Raw genomic sequence first — 18,138 nt, 5'->3', positions numbered from 1 at the left:
TCTTTTTTTTATTTTACCTACTGAAATTGAATTTGCGTAACTTCTTGCAAAATTGTAACATTACATTCTAATTCCTAAACAATGCACGACAACAAAAATATTTCTGAATTTGAAGCCGGTAACATACATGTCATTAAAAACAAAGAATTAAGTATCCAGGAAGCTTTAATTCCTGTTCTTATTCTTATGAGTATGCTGGCTTATAACATCTTTTTTGTAGACGGTCAGGAATGGTTTGGAACATACACCAATCAAATTATTTTACTACTGGGTGGTGCCGTTGCGGCTATTGTAGGGTTTTTTAATAAGGTTAGCATCAAAATTATGCTAAAAGAAATCTGGGAAAACCTAAAAAGTGTTTTTACGCCTATCATCATTTTATTTTTAGTTGGTGCCTTAGCAGGAACCTGGTTAATCAGTGGTGTAATTCCTGCCATGGTTTACTATGGTTTGCAGGTATTAAATCCTACTATTTTCTTACCGGCATCGGTAATTATATGTGCTATTATTTCGATTGCAACAGGAAGTTCGTGGACAACCTCTGCTACCGTTGGTATCGCATTAGTTGGTATCGGTACAGCTTTAGGTATTGACACAGGCATGATAGCGGGTGCTGTAATTTCAGGTGCTTATTTTGGAGATAAAATGTCACCATTAAGTGATACGACTAACTTAGCTCCTGCCATGGCTGGAACAGATTTATTCACACATATTCGCTATATGAGTATCACTACGGTGCCGACGCTAATTGTAACCCTTGTGTTTTTTACTGTTTTAAGTTTAAATGTTGAAACCTCCGGAAATGCCGATTTGAGTGGCTTATTACTTACTATAGAACAAACATTCAAAATCACACCTTTACTTTTTATTGTACCTGTTGTGGTTATCGCATTAATCCTATTTAAGACCAAACCAACGATAGCTTTAAGTGCCGGAGTTTTATTGGCAGCGGTATTTTCATTCATCTTTCAACCCGATATTTTAAATCAGTTATCAGATACAAAACTGAGTAGTATCATAAATGCCATTTTAACCGATACACAAATTACTACCGAAAATGAAAAGCTTAACGATTTATTTGCTTCAGGCGGTATGCAAGGCATGATCTGGACCATACTTTTAATCATTTCCGCAATGGTATTTGGAGGTATTATGGATGGTATAGGCGCTTTAGCGAAAATAACCACATCACTTCTTAAAGTTTTTCATAGCACATTTGGTCTGTTTGCAAGTACCGTTGGTAGTTGTTTAGCAATAAATATTAGTGCCAGCGATCAGTATCTGGCCATTGTTATCCCAGGAAAAATGTATGCTAACGCCTATAAAGAAAAAGGCCTTGCACCTGAAAATTTAAGTCGTACGCTTGAAGATTCAGGAACTGTAACATCAGTTCTTATTCCTTGGAATACTTGTGGTGCTTACCAAAGTGGCGTTTTAGGTGTAGATACTTTACATTATGCCGGGTATGCCATTTTTAATTGGTTAAGTCCGTTTACAACTTTATTATTTGCAGCATTATCAATTAAAATAAGACAACTTACTGATAAATAACACCATACTATAACCATAATACGTTTCCATAATTAAAACCTATTACTCAATAGATTTTTAAGATTTTATTAATCGAATAAATCCTGTCTCGTTTCTATATTTGCAGCGTTAAAAACAAATAACCTTTAAATAAAAAAACATGGCATTAGTAGGAAAAAAATTCCCAAATTTAAATGTTAACGCAATGAACGACTTAGGAGATACTTTCCAAGTAAACGTTTTAGAAGAAGCAGTTAACAACAAGAAAAAAGTACTTTTATTCTGGTACCCAAAAGATTTTACTTTTGTATGTCCTACAGAATTACATGCTTTTCAAGCAGCTTTAGGTGAGTTCGAAAAACGTAACACTATTGTTATTGGTGCGTCTTGTGATACTCCAGAAGTACACTTTGCTTGGTTAAGCACTGCTAAAGATAATGGTGGTATTGAAGGTGTAACTTACCCATTATTAGCAGATAGCAACAGAAATTTATCTAGCATTTTAGGTATTTTAGATATCACTAAAGAAACTTACGACGAAGAAACTGGTACAGTTCAAGTTGAAGGAGATAACGTAACTTACCGTGCAACTTACTTAATTGACGAAGACGGTTTAGTACAACACGAGAGCATTAACAATATGCCATTAGGAAGAAACGTTAACGAATATTTACGTTTAATCGACGCATTAACTCACGTTCAAGAAAAAGGTGAAGTTTGTCCTGCTAACTGGGAAGAAGGTAAGCAAGCTATGCAAGCTAACGCTAAAGGAACTGCTGAGTACTTAGCACAATTAAACTAATTTAACCATGGTTAAAGAATTAGAACAAGATAATTTAACAGAACTTGTATCATCAAACGATACTGTAGTTGTACAGTTTTCTGCAACATGGTGTGGTAATTGCCGCATTATGAAGCCTAAATTTAAAAAATTAGCAACAGAAAACGAAAACGTTACGTTTGTAATGGCCGACGCTGAAAAGTTCCCGGAATCAAGAAAATTAGCAACTGTAGATAACTTACCTACATTCGCAACTTTTAAAGCCGGAGCTTTTGTAAATCAAGTACAAACAAACAAATTCGAAGTTTTAAAAGATTTAGTAAATGAAGTTACCAGTAATTAAGCATTTAACGCAATTTATTGAAGAGAACGATGAAGATTTCGTGATCGAAACTATCGAAACTCTTGAAGCGTTAACCGAAGTACCTTCGTTAAAAGATGAAGAATTAGACGTTATTGGAGAGCTAATCTCTAATATGTACGGTGCTGTTGAAGTTAATAAAATGATTAAAGACGGTACACCTAAAAAAGAAGCCCTTAACAATTTTATGGGTCGCGTTTTAGGTTCTATTGACAAATAAACAATGCTCTCGACTTACGAGTAACGTAGAAATTATTTAGTACTAAAAAAGCCATGATTCTTTATTGAATTATGGCTTTTTTATTTGGTTGTACTTCGATATTCCTTCGGGAATTATTCGAGTTTTCTTCGTAAATACTGGCTTTTACCGAAGAATCCCCGAACAAATGTCGAACATGACTCGAATGAAACCCCTAAATCACTTAGCAAAACTAACTAATTATAAAAACCAAAATATTTACTATTTTTAAGAAGAATAAGTTTCTTTTAATTCTCTTTCATCATGGCAACAAACAAAGTCACATTACACCGTGTTGTTAAAAGTACAGCTGAAAAAGTTTTTCGAGCCTTTACCGAACCCAACGCTTTATCTTCATGGAGTCCACCCTATGGTTTTTTGTGTACTGTTCATGAGTTTGAAGCTAACGTTGGAGGTAAATACAAAATGTCGTTTACCAACTTTACAACAGGTAACAGTCATTCGTTTGGTGGTGAATTTTTAGAGTTAGAACCTAATTCTTTCATTAAACATACCGATGGTTTTGACGACCCCAACCTTCCCGGCGTTATGATTACCAGCGTAAAGATTAACGAAGTTTCCTGTGGTGTAGAACTCACCATAACTCAGGAAAATATTCCAGAAGTTATTCCTGTTGAATTATGTTATCTGGGTTGGCAGGAATCTTTAGATAAACTCACGAAACTGGTAGAACCCAATATTCCTGATTAAACAAATCGATAAAACTTTATTTTATTAAGAAAAGTATAACAATATAAGCCTATAGCTTTGTGTATATTTGTTTCTATGCTCGAAAAATCTAACCAGAACATCATACTAAAAGCAATCTCCTTGTTAGGATTAGCTTTGTTATTGATGCTTTCACCGTGTAAGGTTAGAAACTTTATTCAAGAGGAATTAGGCATTCCGCAAACCGAAATATCTAACAAGAACAAAACAACATTTAGTCAGACTTGTAGTGACTCAGATACTTCAATTGAATTAACAGTAAAGGAAAAACAGACTAAGCAAAGGCTTTTTGCCGAATTTAAACCTTTTGAAGCTGTTCTCATCATTACAGATTTTCACGAAGAACCTTCATCTTTAACCCAAACACTGTTTCACAGGGTTTCTCATATTCCTTTTTATATTTTATATCAGAATTTTAAAGATTATCTGTAATTTTTATCACCACTTTGCTGTTCGATAGCTAGTCATTTTTTCGAATAGCATTTCAACTTTAAGATTTATAAAATTACAATACTATATGCTTTATAATAGACAAAAAGCATAAGCCTTTGTATATCCATTTCTAAAATTCAAAAACATGAAAACCCCAATAAAACATATTACAATGTGGTGTTTCGTTCTATTTTCTGCCATAACATTACAGGCACAAAACGAAAACGCCGAGACATTAAATTACTTAATCCTTTCAAAAAATATTCAGCAACTTAAACCTGCATTAATCACAGCTAATGCCTTAGCCAAAGAAGACGGCAAAACCTATGGTAATTTATATGTTGTGTTCTGCGGAAAAACAGTTCAGGATATTGCTGATAATTCTGAATTTAACGCGCTTTTAAAAGACATTAATTCAAATCAAGTAAAAATATTTATCTGCGGACTCTCATTAAACAAATTCAATGTAAATCCCGCCGATTTACCAAAGAATATTCAAGTTGTAGAAAACGGTATACTATACGCATTTCAGCTTAAAAAACAAGGATTTATAAGTCTAACCATATAAACTAACGCTACACAATGAATACTTTTAAAATAAAAAACGATGCCGGTTTAATGGCGCTTGCACTTCGATTGGTTATTGGTTGGACTTATTTTTCAGCCTTTTGGAGGCGCACCATTTTAACCGATAAATTAGAACCGGACACAGCTAATTATATTGGTGAAAAATTCAATCACTTTTTACCGAATGCTCTGGGCATAAAACCATTAATTCAATACATGGTTGAAAACCCAGATGTGCTTTGGTGGAATATGGTTTTATTTACCATTATTGAAGGCATTGTTGGTCTGTTTATTATGATTGGATTATTTACCCGCCTGTCAAGTATTGGCGTTTTTGGTTTAGCTATGGGCATTTTATTAGGTTCTGGCTGGATTGGCACCACCTGCCTCGACGAATGGCAAATAGGCGTTCTTGGTATTGCTACCGGATTTATATTATTCCTAACCGGAAGTGGTAAATATTCTTTAGATCATTATTTTATAACAAACCAATTTGCTTTCACCAAAAGGAAATGGTTTAGTTGGTTAGGTTCTGGTATTTTACCTATTAAAGAAGCTGTATTTCCAAAAGTTGTACTTACCTGTTCCCTACTTATTTTAGGAATTACACTCATGACCAATCAGGTTTTTCATGGCGGTTTATGGGGAACGCTGCATAACAAATCTATAAGACCAAAACTTGAAATTACCAACGTAATGATTAAAAACAACACATTGTCTTTTGATGTTTACCGAACCGAGGGTGTCGATGTTTACGGATCATGGACCATTGCTATCGAGCTATTCAACGAAGCCAATCAACGTGTTTTGAGTTATAATCAGGAAGATTTGACTCATTTAACCAATGAAAACATTTCGAATTATTACATCACTAAAATCAAGCCTGGTAAGCATAGTTTAGTTATTCCGCTTGGCGGAAAAGCAAACTTAATATTTAAAAATGATGCTTTAACAAAACTTCCTATAGGCAATTACACCTTGAAAATAACCGATATTAGCGGATTATACTGGGAGCACAATATTGTTAAACGTTAAAAACATTCAAAAGCGGTTCGGAAAACATATCTGAACCGCTTTTTATTTTTAAAGATTCATTTCATTCCAGAAGAAAGATTATTGTTAATTTTATAATGGAATAAATCTTTTAATGATGAACAAAACCACTTTTGAAATTACTAAAATGGATTGCCCTTCGGAAGAAAATCTGATTCGTATGAAATTAGAAGGATTCACAAACATTAACCATTTAGATTTCGATATTCCCAACCGAAAATTATTTGTTTATCATACCGAAACTTCAGATACCATTGAAACAGCCTTAGCAGAGCTTAACTTAGGAAGTCAAAAAACTTTAACCGAAATTAGTGAGCAAACCCAATTTGAAGAATACAGCAACCAAAAACAACTGCTCTGGACGGTTCTTGCTATTAATTTTGCTTTTTTTATTATTGAAATACTTACCGGATGGATTTCAAAATCTATGGGATTAGTAGCCGATAGTTTAGATATGCTTGCCGATAGTTTTGTATATGGTATTAGTCTTTTTGCTGTGGGCGGCACAGTCGTCAAAAAAAAACGCATAGCCAAAATTGCTGGATATTTTCAAATTACATTAGCAATTATTGGATTTATTGAAGTAATCAGACGTTTTTTAAATGCCGAACAACTTCCTAATTTTTCAACCATGATTATCGTTTCAGTTTTTGCTCTTATCGCTAATGGTATTTGTCTTTACATTTTACAAAAATCTAAAAGTAAAGAAGAAGCACATATGAAAGCGAGCATGATATTCACTTCAAACGATGTTATTATCAATCTTGGTGTAATCATCGCCGGACTCTTAGTGCTTTGGTTGCAATCTAATAAACCTGATTTAATCATAGGAACAATAGTTTTTATTCTCGTTGTTCAAGGGGCTTTAAGAATTTTAAAACTCAGTAAATAAAAAGACTACAATTCATAAACCGTCGTCTCCTTAACACTTTCCATAACAAACGAACTGTTAATTGTAGAAACACAATCCAACAGCGATAATTTTTCATTTATAAATTGCTGATACTGGCTAATATCGTTTACCACAATCTTTAATAAAAAATCGAAATTTCCGGAAATGTGATGACATTCCATAATTTCTGAAAACTGGAGTGTTTTCGTTTTAAAATCATCAATCAACTCCTTATGATGTCGAATTAAAGTTATTTGGCAATAGGCTACAAACTTTTTACCAATAACATCTCTGTCTAATAAAGCCACATAAGATTTAATAATGTTTGCCTGCTCCAGCTTCTTCATGCGTTCGTACGTTGGTGTAACACTCAACCCTACTTTAGCAGCTATTTCCTTGATATTTTGCTTAGCATTAATTTGAAGTTGTTTCAGTATGTTTTTATCTATTTTATCCATAGTAGATTTTATTTCTAAATTTTGATATCCGCACTTCACTTATCAATACAAAAATATTGAATAATCATTTTATATAGAATAATTTACCAATTAAATCATATTGCAAGAAACAAAACCTATTAAAATATACTTTTGAAGAGTTTTAAACCAAAAATACACGACAAAATATAACCATTTTATTGATGAATATACACACCCAACTTGAAGACACCTTAGAAAATATAAAAAAAGCCAGCAACCTGTTTTTAGGCTACCCTATTTCAAAAGATTTTGATTACACGCCACTTTTTGAATTCCTTAAATACCCGATTAATAACGTGGGAGACCCTTTTATTAAGAGCACCTACAAAGTGCAAACGCACGACATGGAACGGGAGGTTATTGAATTTTTTGCTGATTTATTCAGAGCTAACCCAGAGGATTATTGGGGTTATATTACAAATGGCGGATCGGAAAGTAACCTATACGGATTATACATTGCCCGTGAATTATACCCAAAAGCGATGGTGTATTATTCAGAATCGACACACTATAGTGTGAAGAAAAATATTCATTTACTTAACATTCCTGGCATTGTTATCCGTTCTCAGGAAAATAGTGAGATTGATTATGAAGATTTGCAAAACACTTTACAGTATAATCGTCATAAACCAGCCATCATTTTATCGAATTTTGGAACTACAATGACTGAAGCTAAAGATGATATTTCAAAAATTAAAGGCATTTTACGAAAATTGGCTATTCAGGATCATTACATTCATTGCGACGGTGCCCTCTCAGGAACTTATGGAGCTTTCTTGAATGAAAAGATTCCTTTTGATATGGCCGATGGTGCAGACAGCATTTCTATAAGCGGACATAAATTCATTGGCTCACCTATTCCAAGTGGTGTGGTTATAACAAAGCGATCATTAAGAGATCGTGTTTCTAAAGGCGTCAGTTATATCGGTTCTTTAGACACGACTATTACTGGCTCAAGAAATGGGCACAGCGTTTTATTTTTATGGTACGCCATTAAAAATATGGGAGTCGACGGATTGAAAGCACGCTACAACCACAGCTTAGAAATCGCCGAGTACTGTAAAACTAAATTAAACGCTATAGGCATTAACGCATGGAGCAATGAAGGGGCCATAACAGTTGTAATGCCTAAAACTTCTGATGTCATTAAAAACAAATGGCAATTAGCTACTGAAGGAGATGTTACGCATCTTATCTGTATGCCAAACGTTTCCAAACAACAAATTAATGCCTTTATTGAAGATTTGATAAAAGAAAAAGAAGCTCAAATTGCTTTAGTTTAAATTGTTTTAGAATTATATATTCGCTGTTTATCTAACAAAAAATTTGAAAAGAAATTAATGAATATAGAAAAGCTAAAAGATACTGGCGAAAGAGTTTTTACTATAATTCTCATTTTCGGTATCATTTTAATGGTCATAAACTCTATAAACGATCATGAATCTTTACAACAGCACAAAAAATATGGAATAGGAAAAGTAATTAAAAAAGGAGGAAGACATAATGATATAATATATTTTTCCTTCTTTTATAATGGTAAAAAATATCAAACAAGCAGCAAACATGACTTCTTTAATTTAAATGATGAAGTTAAAATAAATGGCTTTTATAAAGTTGAGTTTGATATTACAAACCCGGAAAATTCAAATATTTATATCACTAAAAAACCATTAAATCCATTTAAATTATTAGCACAAGGCATTGAAATTGACGCCTCTATTGATAAATTTTCGCATAGCTTTAAAAACAGTGCCGACCTTAATATTTCTTATACTTATGGAAATGAAAATTTTACTTTCCGCTGTCGATACTTATTAGATAGTTTACCTTGCGGAAGTTTTGAAAATTGTAAAAATGCAGATTCTATTAAAATAATAATTTGTAAACTTTTTCCGGAATTAAATAATCTTTATTTAGAAAGCCACGACAGGCAAAGACTTCGAAATCTTTACAAATCATTTCTATAAAAAAAGCTTCTTTTATTTAAAAGAGGCTTTTCTTTTTTTTAACTACAGCACATTCTGTTTTCCCTACATTTACGTTTCAATTTTTCAAACATAACCAATGACAACTAAACACTCTTTAACCGTATTACTTCTAATTATACTGTCCTGTGGCCAGGAACAAAACGCTAAACAGCCTGAGCCTTTACCAATAGTAGGAACTTGGAAACTAATTTCAGCGATAACCATTAAAGAAGACAGTACTATATCAAGCGATTTATCTAATAGAAGTATGATTAAAATTATAAATGCTTCTCACTTTGCGTTCCTAAATCATGACCTTAACGAAGGAAAAGATTCTCTCGCTTTTTTTGCTTCTGGCGGAGGTAAATATAATTTAGAAAACAACAAATACACGGAATATTTAGAATATTGCAATTTTAGAAATTGGGAGGGCAACACCTTTGAATTTACAGTTGAAGTTCGTGGTGACACTTTAATACAAAGTGGTATAGAAAAAGTAGATGAAGCCGACGTTGATCATAAAATTATTGAAACATACATACGCTTCAATTAATTGAAAATAAAAAGCCACTTCAGTTTGAAGTGGCTTTTTATCTATAAATATAAATGATTAAGCTAAATCAAAACGATCAGCATTCATCACTTTTACCCAGGCATTAACAAAGTCCTTTACAAACTTTTCTTTGCTATCGTCTTGTGCATATACTTCGGAATAAGAACGCAAAATAGAATTCGAACCAAACACCAAGTCTATACGAGTAGCTGTCCATTTTACAGCGCCCGACTTACGATCTACAATCTCGTAAACACCGTTACTAATTGGTTTCCATTTGTAAGCCATATCGGTTAGGTTTACAAAGAAATCGTTAGTTAAAGCACCTACATTATTAGTAAATACACCGTGTTTTGTTCCTCCGTAATTAGTTCCCATAGCACGCATACCTCCAACTAACACTGTCATTTCAGGAGCAGTTAATCCCATCAATTGAGCACGATCCAATAACATTTCTTCCGGACTAACCACATAATCTTTTTTCTGCCAGTTTCTGAATCCATCAGCTAAAGGTTCAAGCGGTGCGAACGAATCTACATCGGTCATCTCTTGAGTTGCATCTCCACGACCCGGAGCAAAAGGCACGGTTATACTCAAACCTGCATTTTTAATCGCTTTTTCAACACCCACATTACCTGCAAGAACAATAGTATCTGCAACGCTGATACCAAATTCAGCAGCGATAGGTTCTAAAACAGAAAGTACTTTTGCTAATTTCTCCGGCTCATTACCTGCCCAATCCTTTTGTGGTGCTAAACGAATACGTGCTCCGTTAGCACCGCCTCTAAAATCTGAACCTCTAAATGTTCTGGCACTATCCCAAGCAGTGGACACTAATTCTGAAATAGTTAAACCAGAAGCAGCAATTTTAGACTTAACGGCATCAACATTATAATCTGATTTTCCTTTTGGCACAGGGTCTTGCCAGATTAAATCTTCGGTTGGTACATCTGGTCCAAACCAACGATCTTTAGGTCCCATATCGCGATGTGTTAACTTAAACCACGCTCTTGCGAAAGCATCAGAAAAGGCATCAAAATCATCTTTAAATTTCAATGAAATTTCTTTATAAATAGGATCCATGCGCATCGCCATATCGGCATCAGTCATCATTGGATTGTATTTTGTTTTTAAATCTTCAACATCTACGGGCATATCTGCTTCGGCAATGCTTACAGGCTCCCACTGGTGCGCCCCTGCAGGACTTTTACGCAGTTCCCACTCATGGTTAAATAACATCTCAAAATAGCCATTATCCCATTTTGTTGGATGTGTCGTCCATGCTCCTTCAATCCCACTGGTTACCGTATCTCTACCAACTCCTGTGCGTGTTGGATTAGACCATCCGAAACCTTGTTCTTCAACTGGTGCAGATTCAGGATCTGCTCCTAAAATACTGGCATCGCCGTTACCATGTGCTTTACCTACTGTATGTCCACCAGCCGTTAAGGCAACGGTTTCCTCATCATTCATCGCCATACGCTTAAAGGTTTCACGAACCTGTGCACCTGTTTTAATAGGATCTGGATTTCCGTTCACCCCTTCAGGATTTACATAAATTAATCCCATTTGTACGGCTGCTAATGGATTTTCCATAGTTTCTGGTTTAGAAACATCTTCATAACGACCGTCACTTGGTGCTAACCATTCTTTTTCAGCACCCCAGTATACGTCTTTTTCAGGAGCCCAGATATCTTCACGCCCAAACGCGAATCCGTAAGTTTTTAACCCCATGCTTTCGTAAGCAATAGTCCCAGCCAGAATAATTAAATCGGCCCAACTAACTTTATTACCATATTTTTTCTTTATTGGCCATAGCAAACGTCTGGCTTTATCTAAACTCACGTTATCTGGCCAGGAATTAAGCGGAGCAAAACGCTGATTTCCGGTTCCTCCTCCACCTCGACCATCGGCTACTCTATACGATCCGGCAGCATGCCAGGCCATACGAATCATTAATCCTCCATAGTGCCCCCAATCGGCAGGCCACCACTCTTGCGAATCGGTCATTAAATCGGTTACATCTTTCTTTAAAGCTTCAACATCTAACGTTTTTAAAGCTTCCTGATAATTAAAATCTTCTCCTAAGGGGTTAACTTTTGTGTCATGCTGACTTAAAATGTCTAAGTTTAACGAGTTAGGCCACCACTCTACTACAGAATCTTTAGTTTCCGTATTGGAACCATGCATAAACGGACATTTTCCGCCGGATGAATTTGAATTTCCTTCCATATTTTGAGATTTAAAAATTTATAGGTTATTTCTTTCCCCTAAAGTTATGAAATATGATTTAAAAAACCATTAACTCATATTTATATTAACTATACAATTATTACGAAAATTTATTGAAGGATTCATAATTCCCTTCAGAACCAATCTCAGATCAAGTAATCAAAAAGGTTTTATTAAATTCCAAGTTGATAACCTTTAGTTAAAGATTTCAAAAACCCAAACCGGTTTACTTTGATATTCTTATTTAATTATTACTTTTAAAAAAAATTAAAACAGGAAAAAATGGCAACAGTAACATTAAAAGGAAATGCAATACACACTTCTGGAGAACTTCCAAAAATTGGCACAAAAGCTCCGGATTTTAAATTAACAAATACAGATTTAGCTACCGTTAGCTTAGGTGATTTTGCAGGAAGTAAAGTCGTTTTAAATATATTTCCAAGTATAGATACAGGAACCTGTGCTGCTTCAGTTAGAGCCTTTAATAAAGAAGCAAGCGAATTAGAAAACACTAAAGTACTTTGTATTTCTCATGATTTACCTTTTGCTATGGCACGTTTTTGTGGAGCTGAAGGCTTAGATAATGTTGTAAATTTATCAGATTATAAAGACGGAAGTTTTGGTAAAGCTTATGGTCTAGATTTTACCGATGGCCCTTTAGAAACCTTACATTCTAGATGTGTTATTGTTCTTGACGAAACAGGAACCGTGCTTTACAACGAACAAGTATCAGAAATTGTTGACGAGCCAAATTACAAAGCTGCTTTAGAAGCTTTGGTTTAATATATATCTTCAATTTAAGTGACAAAAAAAGAATCCTTCTTTACAAACCGTTTAAAAAGTGTAGGCTATGCTTTTAAAGGTGCAATTTTACTTTTACAACGAGAAGCCAGCATAAAAATTCAATTTGTAATCGCTTTAAGTGTTTGTGCAGCAGGATTCTTTTTCAATATATCTGCTACCGAATGGATTTTGCAACTTTTTGCTATTGGTTTGGTTATGAGTATTGAAGGTATTAACACCGCCATTGAAGAAATTGCAAATTTTGTTCACCCCGAGCATCATGCTAAAATAGGCTATATTAAAGATATAGCAGCAGGAGCCGTTTTTATAGCCTCTGTTTTCGCCTCTATTATTGGATTAATCATATATCTTCCGAAGATTTTTTAAAATAATATATCGTTAGGATAAACGTTAGTAATTTGTATTTTTGTTTTAACCTAAACGTGCATGAATGGCGAAGAAAAAAACCAACTCAAAAACATCTACTAAAAAAAAATTAAAACTACCTAGCTTTCAATTATCAAGCCAACAAAAACTGGTTTTCGGAAGTTTTCTGGTTATTTTCGGTATCGTGCTTTGCATTGCATTTGTGTCTTTTCTTTTCACAGGTGAAGCAGACCAAAGCACGCTTTCTGACTTTGCTTCAAGGGAAGTAAAACCAAAAAACTGGCTAAGTAAAACCGGAGCCTGGTTAAGCGATTTATTCATTCAGCGCGGTTTCGGTATTTCATCATTTATTTTCTCTGGCCTTTGTTGCTTATCGGGCGTTTATATTTTAACCGACAGTAACAAAACGAAATTAAGAAAGCACTGGTTCTGGGGAATTTTAATCATCATCTGGCTATCAGTATTCTTTGGATTTTTCGGGTCTAAAATAGATATTCTTGGAGGTACTGTTGGTTTTGAAATTAACACATATTTACAAGACTATATTGGTAAAATAGGTGTGTCGCTTTTATTGTTATTCGGAGTGATTACTTATTTAGCTATTCGTTTCAGATTAACTTTTGAAAGCTTTGCGAATCTTTTCCATTCTGCTAAAAAAGACATTAAGGATGAATTTACAATGGCAAATGATGAGCTTATCGTTCCTGTAGACAATAATCTAACAGAAGAAGCCGAAGCTTTTAAGTCGGCATTCGATATTAAAGAAAAAGAAACAATCGACACGGCATTCGATGACGATTTAAACGATGATATTCTTGGTGATAACATGACGTTAAACACCATTGATACTGAAGAGAAAGAAGTTTTAACCAACACGGCTCTTGAGGTTAACATTGCTGAAGAAGAAACTGAAGAGGAAGATTTATCTATAGAAGTTGAAAAGGTTGCCGAAGAACAGTCGGAAACCGATAACCTTTCTGATAAACTGGTTGCCGATTTTGGATTATTCGACCCAACCCTTGAACTGGCAAAATACCAGTTCCCTACTCTCGATTTACTAAGAAAATACGATTCCGAAGGCATAACCATTAACCAGGAGGAATTAGAAGAAAATAAAAACCGAATTGTAGATACACTTAAAAACTACAACATTGGTATTGCAAATATTAAAGCAACTATCGGTCCGACGGTAACCCTTTATGAAATTGTTCCTGAAGCAGGTATTCGTATTTCGAAAATTAAAAACTTAGAAGACGATATTGCCTTATCCCTTTCGGCATTAGGTATTCGTATTATCGCGCCTATCCCAGGGAAAGGAACTATTGGTATCGAGGTTCCTAATAAAAATTCAACCATCGTTTCCATGCGTTCAGTGATTGCTTCGAAGAAATTCCAGAGTTCCGATATGCAATTACCAATAGCCTTAGGAAAAACCATCAGTAACGAAACCTTTGTAGTCGATTTGGCTAAAATGCCTCACCTACTTATGGCGGGTGCTACGGGACAAGGTAAATCGGTTGGATTAAATGCCGTATTAACCTCTTTACTATATAAAAAACACCCTGCCGAAGTTAAATTCGTTTTAGTTGACCCTAAGAAAGTAGAACTTACGCTATTCAATAAAATTGAGCGTCACTATCTAGCGAAATTACCTGACAGCGAAGATGCCATTATTACAGACAATACAAAAGTGATTAACACACTTAACTCTTTATGTATTGAAATGGATAATCGTTATGAGTTGCTTAAATCGGCGATGTGTCGAAATATAGCCGAATACAATGCCAAGTTTAAAGAGCGTAAACTTAATCCTAACGAAGGGCATCAGTTTTTACCATACATCGTTTTAGTTGTCGACGAGTTCGCCGATCTTATTATGACGGCTGGTAAAGAAGTTGAAACGCCTATTGCTCGTTTAGCCCAGTTAGCCCGTGCCATTGGTATTCACTTGATTATTGCAACGCAACGTCCGTCGGTGAATGTTATCACAGGTATTATTAAAGCTAACTTCCCGGCACGTATCGCCTTCAGAGTAACTTCTAAAATTGACTCGAGAACCATTTTAGATGGTGCCGGAGCCGATCAGTTAATTGGTCGTGGAGACATGCTTTACACCCAGGGTAACGACTTAATTCGTGTACAATGTGCCTTTGTTGATACCCCTGAAGTAGAAAACATAACAGACTTTATTGGCTCGCAAAAAGCTTACCCTGAAGCATATATGCTACCGGAGTTTGTAGGCGAAGAAAGTGGCACAAGTCTTGATATAGATATCTCAGATCGCGATAGTTTATTTAAAGATGCAGCCATCGTTATTGTAACAGCTCAACAAGGTTCAGCATCCCTATTACAACGAAAATTAAAATTAGGTTATAACAGAGCCGGTAGGTTAATTGATCAATTGGAAGCCGCAGGTATTGTTGGTCCTTTTGAAGGTAGTAAAGCCAGACAGGTTTTAATACCAGATTTAACCGCTTTAGATAACCACTTAGAAAATGAAATACAATAATTTAAAAATGAAAATGAAGAAGATTATCACTGTTTTACTGTTAACATTATCAGTTACGGCATTTGCTCAAAACAAAGCTAAAACCCTTTTAAATGAAGTTTCAGCTAAAGTTAAGAGTTATAATAACATTTCTATTGACTTTAAATATGTTTTAGAAAACACAGCCGAAAACATTAAACAACAAACCAAAGGTGATGTGGTGATGGAAGGTGAAAAATACCGTTTGAACATTCTTGGTGTAACACGTCTTTTCGATGGTAAAAAACTATACAGCATCAGTTTAGAAGATGAAGAAGTTACTGTAACTTCAGATAGTGATAGTGAAGAAGATTCAGTAACCCCAAGTAAAATGTTATCGTTTTACGAAGATGGTTACACTTATGCTATGGATATTGAGCAAAACATCAATGGCAGAAAAATTCAGTATGTAAAATTAACACCTATCGATTCTAACTCCGAAATAAAAAGTATTTTGTTAGGTATCGATAAGCAAACCAAACACATTTATAACTTGATTCAGGTTGGCAAAAACGGCACCAAAACAACGCTTACTGTTAATTCTTTTAAAACAAACGAGCCTTTATCGAAAAGCTTATTTACCTTTGACGCCAACAAATACAAAGATTTTTACATCAACAATCTAGATTAAGCCACCTACACTTGAAAATACTAGACCGATATATCCTTACGTCTTACCTCAAGACTTTTTTGAGCGTGTTTATTATACTCATGCTCATTTTTGTATTACAAACCATCTGGTTATACATTAAAGAACTTGCAGGGAAAGATCTTGACATAGAAGTAATTTTTAAATTTCTGTTTTATTTCACACCTAAGCTAATTCCATTAGTTTTACCATTAACCATTCTTCTGGCCTCTATTATGGTTTTTGGAAGTTTTGCTGAAAACTACGAGTTTGCTGCGATGAAATCGACTGGAATTTCATTGCAACGTGCCATGTCGGGACTAAGTGTTTTTATAGTAATCTTAGGGGTTACAACGTTTTTCTTTTCTAATAACGTTATTCCCTGGGCCGAGCTAAAGTCTTATAACCTGCGTAAAAATATAGCGAAGTTAAAACCTGCTATGGTTTTAGCTGAAGGACAATTCAATCCTGTTGGTACATACAATATAAAGTTTGATAAGAAACATGGCGATCGCGGACAGTATTTAGACAGTGTTACCATTCATATTAAAGGTAATGATGGTCGTAAAAATGCTACGGTTATTCGCTCTAAAACTGGTGAATTAGCCAGTAGAGAAGATTCAAATGTTATCAAACTTATTTTAAAAGACGGTAATTATTACAGCGATATTTACTCGAAAGATCCGAAAGAACGCAACAAAAAGCCATTCGCAAAAAGTTCTTTCGAAACGTACACCATAAATATAGACATCTCGCAAATGAACGAGGTTGATATGGACGACGAATCACAAACTGATAAGCACAGCATGCTGGATGTGATTGATTTAAACAAGGCCATAGATTCGCTTGAAATTAAACGTAAGGAAGACCACGAAACGTTTTCAAAAAGTATTTTACAACGAACCAGTATCATGGCTAATAACCATAGAATATCTAAAGTTAAAGAACGTGATTCTGTAAACTTAGGCCCCTTATTAGATAGTCTGGAATTAAAACGACAAATAGAATTAGTTGATATGGCCCAAAAAACAATGGGCAGCGCCAATCAGCTTCTCATTTCCAGAGAAACTCCAATTAAAGCTACCAATTCCATAATCAACAGACATTATATTTCTCTGCATGAAAAATTCGCTTTAGGTTTTGCTTGTATCGTTCTGTTCTTTGTTGGGGCACCATTAGGAGCTTTAATACGTAAAGGAGGAATTGGTTTGCCAATGGTTATCGCTATTTTATTATTCCTAACCTATCACTTTATTGGAATTTTTGCTACAAACAGTGCTAAAAACGGAGGCTTCAACCCTATTCTTGCCAGCTGGTTTTCTACTCTGGTTATGTTACCTCTTGGTGTGTTTTTAACCAAACGAGCCACAGCAGATAAAGGCCTATTTGAATTCGATCATTTAATTGAACCAATTAAAAAAGCTCTAAATATTAAAGAAAAAGAAACCGTAGACTACACGTTTATGCATTCGTATAAAAACGATAGAATTCTTGATGTTATAGCCAACTATGAAGCTTTGGGTCATGACGAGAACACACGATACGAAGCTTTAAAACTGCTTAATTTTCGGGGGTATTCAACACGATCTTTACGTAGTCAAGGTCTGAAGATAGATGAAGCCTTTGATACTTCTGAAGATATTTATGCTGATTATAAAGACCACACCAAATTTGCAATTACACTATATACTATAGGTGCTATTTTACTTATCCTACACTTTGTATTTGCAAATAATAAATTACCATCGGTTGCAACGGCTTCAATTCAGTTAAGTATTGTGTCGTTCGCCATGTATATTATTTATTATTTCAAAACGATTATAAATATCAATCAGTTTTATAAACATATCAATAAACCAGAAAAAAAACCACATCTCATTTTAATCATTATTGGTTTACCTCTTTATTTTATTGGATATGTTTTTCTAAATTCTAAAATGAAGGAAGACCTAAAACAAAATTGTTTAAATTCCTTAAAATAGCAATATCTTTGCATCAT

At 34.6% G+C, this 18,138-nt stretch carries 19 protein-coding genes; 17 read left to right on the top strand and 2 right to left on the bottom strand.

All coding sequences use genetic code 11. From position 1 onward, the window contains the following. Positions 1 to 81: 81 nt before the first annotated feature. From nhaC to R1X58_RS13270, 9 genes are all read left to right on the top strand, one after another. Positions 82 to 1,551, top strand: coding sequence for a Na+/H+ antiporter NhaC (gene nhaC, locus R1X58_RS13310; RefSeq protein WP_240574272.1), 1,470 nt, complete (start codon positions 82 to 84; stop codon positions 1,549 to 1,551). 139 nt (positions 1,552 to 1,690) lie between these two features. Next, positions 1,691 to 2,332 (top strand): peroxiredoxin, encoded by a 642-nt coding sequence (locus R1X58_RS13305; protein ID WP_240574285.1) that lies wholly within the window; start codon positions 1,691 to 1,693, stop codon positions 2,330 to 2,332. Between the two features lie 7 nt (positions 2,333 to 2,339). Next, complete coding sequence (locus tag R1X58_RS13300) at positions 2,340 to 2,654, top strand: thioredoxin family protein (protein ID WP_240574288.1); 315 nt, start codon at positions 2,340 to 2,342, stop codon at positions 2,652 to 2,654. Beyond that, entirely contained in the window at positions 2,635 to 2,892 is a 258-nt protein-coding gene (locus R1X58_RS13295) for a DUF6952 family protein (protein ID WP_188221844.1), read from the top strand. The genes R1X58_RS13300 and R1X58_RS13295 overlap by 20 nt, the downstream gene beginning before the upstream one ends. Before the next feature lie 282 nt (positions 2,893 to 3,174). Further along, a complete protein-coding gene (locus R1X58_RS13290; protein WP_240574291.1) occupies positions 3,175 to 3,621 on the top strand; it encodes an SRPBCC family protein in 447 nt (148 codons plus the stop codon). A gap of 75 nt (positions 3,622 to 3,696) precedes the next feature. Then, positions 3,697 to 4,071: a hypothetical protein gene (locus R1X58_RS13285; protein WP_240574294.1), complete on the top strand. Its 375-nt coding sequence runs from the start codon at positions 3,697 to 3,699 to the stop codon at positions 4,069 to 4,071. 145 nt (positions 4,072 to 4,216) lie between these two features. Beyond that, positions 4,217 to 4,639, top strand: coding sequence for a DsrE family protein (locus tag R1X58_RS13280; protein ID WP_240574297.1), 423 nt, complete (start codon positions 4,217 to 4,219; stop codon positions 4,637 to 4,639). A gap of 14 nt (positions 4,640 to 4,653) precedes the next feature. Further along, complete coding sequence (locus R1X58_RS13275; protein WP_240574299.1) at positions 4,654 to 5,673, top strand: TQO small subunit DoxD; 1,020 nt, start codon at positions 4,654 to 4,656, stop codon at positions 5,671 to 5,673. Between the two features lie 115 nt (positions 5,674 to 5,788). Next, positions 5,789 to 6,583: a cation transporter gene (locus R1X58_RS13270; RefSeq protein ID WP_240574641.1), complete on the top strand. Its 795-nt coding sequence runs from the start codon at positions 5,789 to 5,791 to the stop codon at positions 6,581 to 6,583. Positions 6,584 to 6,588: 5 nt separating this feature from the next. Here the strand turns inward: R1X58_RS13270 and R1X58_RS13265 are convergent, their stop codons facing one another. Then, the gene (locus R1X58_RS13265; RefSeq protein WP_240574303.1) at positions 6,589 to 7,041 is read right to left on the bottom strand and encodes an Lrp/AsnC family transcriptional regulator; all 453 of its coding nucleotides are present in this window, start codon (positions 7,039 to 7,041) and stop codon (positions 6,589 to 6,591) included. A 182-nt stretch (positions 7,042 to 7,223) separates the two neighbouring features. Between R1X58_RS13265 and R1X58_RS13260 the strand changes: the two genes are divergently transcribed. The 3 genes from R1X58_RS13260 to R1X58_RS13250 all read left to right on the top strand — a co-directional run bounded on the left by R1X58_RS13260 (position 7,224) and on the right by R1X58_RS13250 (position 9,582). Next, the gene (locus R1X58_RS13260) at positions 7,224 to 8,345 is read left to right on the top strand and encodes a histidine decarboxylase (protein WP_240574306.1); all 1,122 of its coding nucleotides are present in this window, start codon (positions 7,224 to 7,226) and stop codon (positions 8,343 to 8,345) included. Positions 8,346 to 8,402: 57 nt separating this feature from the next. Beyond that, positions 8,403 to 9,029: a hypothetical protein gene (locus tag R1X58_RS13255; protein WP_240574310.1), complete on the top strand. Its 627-nt coding sequence runs from the start codon at positions 8,403 to 8,405 to the stop codon at positions 9,027 to 9,029. Positions 9,030 to 9,126: 97 nt separating this feature from the next. After that, positions 9,127 to 9,582, top strand: a complete 456-nt coding sequence (locus tag R1X58_RS13250) for a hypothetical protein (RefSeq protein WP_240574312.1) — start codon at positions 9,127 to 9,129, stop codon at positions 9,580 to 9,582. A gap of 57 nt (positions 9,583 to 9,639) precedes the next feature. Here R1X58_RS13250 and katG read toward each other — a convergent pair whose 3' ends face one another. Further along, entirely contained in the window at positions 9,640 to 11,814 is a 2,175-nt protein-coding gene (katG, locus tag R1X58_RS13245) for a catalase/peroxidase HPI (RefSeq protein ID WP_240574314.1), read from the bottom strand. A 282-nt stretch (positions 11,815 to 12,096) separates the two neighbouring features. Here katG and tpx point away from each other — a divergent pair, with 282 nt between their 5' ends. The 5 genes from tpx to R1X58_RS13220 all read left to right on the top strand — a co-directional run bounded on the left by tpx (position 12,097) and on the right by R1X58_RS13220 (position 18,121). Next, on the top strand, positions 12,097 to 12,597 hold the full coding sequence (gene tpx / locus R1X58_RS13240; RefSeq protein ID WP_240574317.1) for a thiol peroxidase: 501 nt from the start codon (positions 12,097 to 12,099) through the stop codon (positions 12,595 to 12,597). 18 nt (positions 12,598 to 12,615) lie between these two features. Further along, positions 12,616 to 12,984, top strand: a complete 369-nt coding sequence (locus R1X58_RS13235) for a diacylglycerol kinase (protein WP_240574320.1) — start codon at positions 12,616 to 12,618, stop codon at positions 12,982 to 12,984. 64 nt (positions 12,985 to 13,048) lie between these two features. Continuing rightward, on the top strand, positions 13,049 to 15,493 hold the full coding sequence (locus tag R1X58_RS13230) for a DNA translocase FtsK (RefSeq protein ID WP_240574322.1): 2,445 nt from the start codon (positions 13,049 to 13,051) through the stop codon (positions 15,491 to 15,493). A 13-nt stretch (positions 15,494 to 15,506) separates the two neighbouring features. Continuing rightward, positions 15,507 to 16,142 carry a LolA family protein gene (locus R1X58_RS13225; RefSeq protein ID WP_240574326.1) on the top strand — a complete coding sequence of 212 codons (636 nt, stop codon included), beginning with the start codon at positions 15,507 to 15,509 and terminating at the stop codon, positions 16,140 to 16,142. An 11-nt stretch (positions 16,143 to 16,153) separates the two neighbouring features. Then, positions 16,154 to 18,121 (top strand): LptF/LptG family permease, encoded by a 1,968-nt coding sequence (locus tag R1X58_RS13220; protein ID WP_255802931.1) that lies wholly within the window; start codon positions 16,154 to 16,156, stop codon positions 18,119 to 18,121. The last annotated feature ends 17 nt before the right edge of the window (positions 18,122 to 18,138 follow it).

Origin of the sequence: Aestuariibaculum lutulentum, from assembly GCF_032926325.1 — a bacterium.
Classification (GTDB): Bacteria; Bacteroidota; Bacteroidia; order Flavobacteriales; family Flavobacteriaceae; genus Aestuariibaculum; species Aestuariibaculum lutulentum.
Note: the sequence above shows the minus strand (reverse complement) of the source record. Positions and strands in the feature narration are given on the sequence as shown.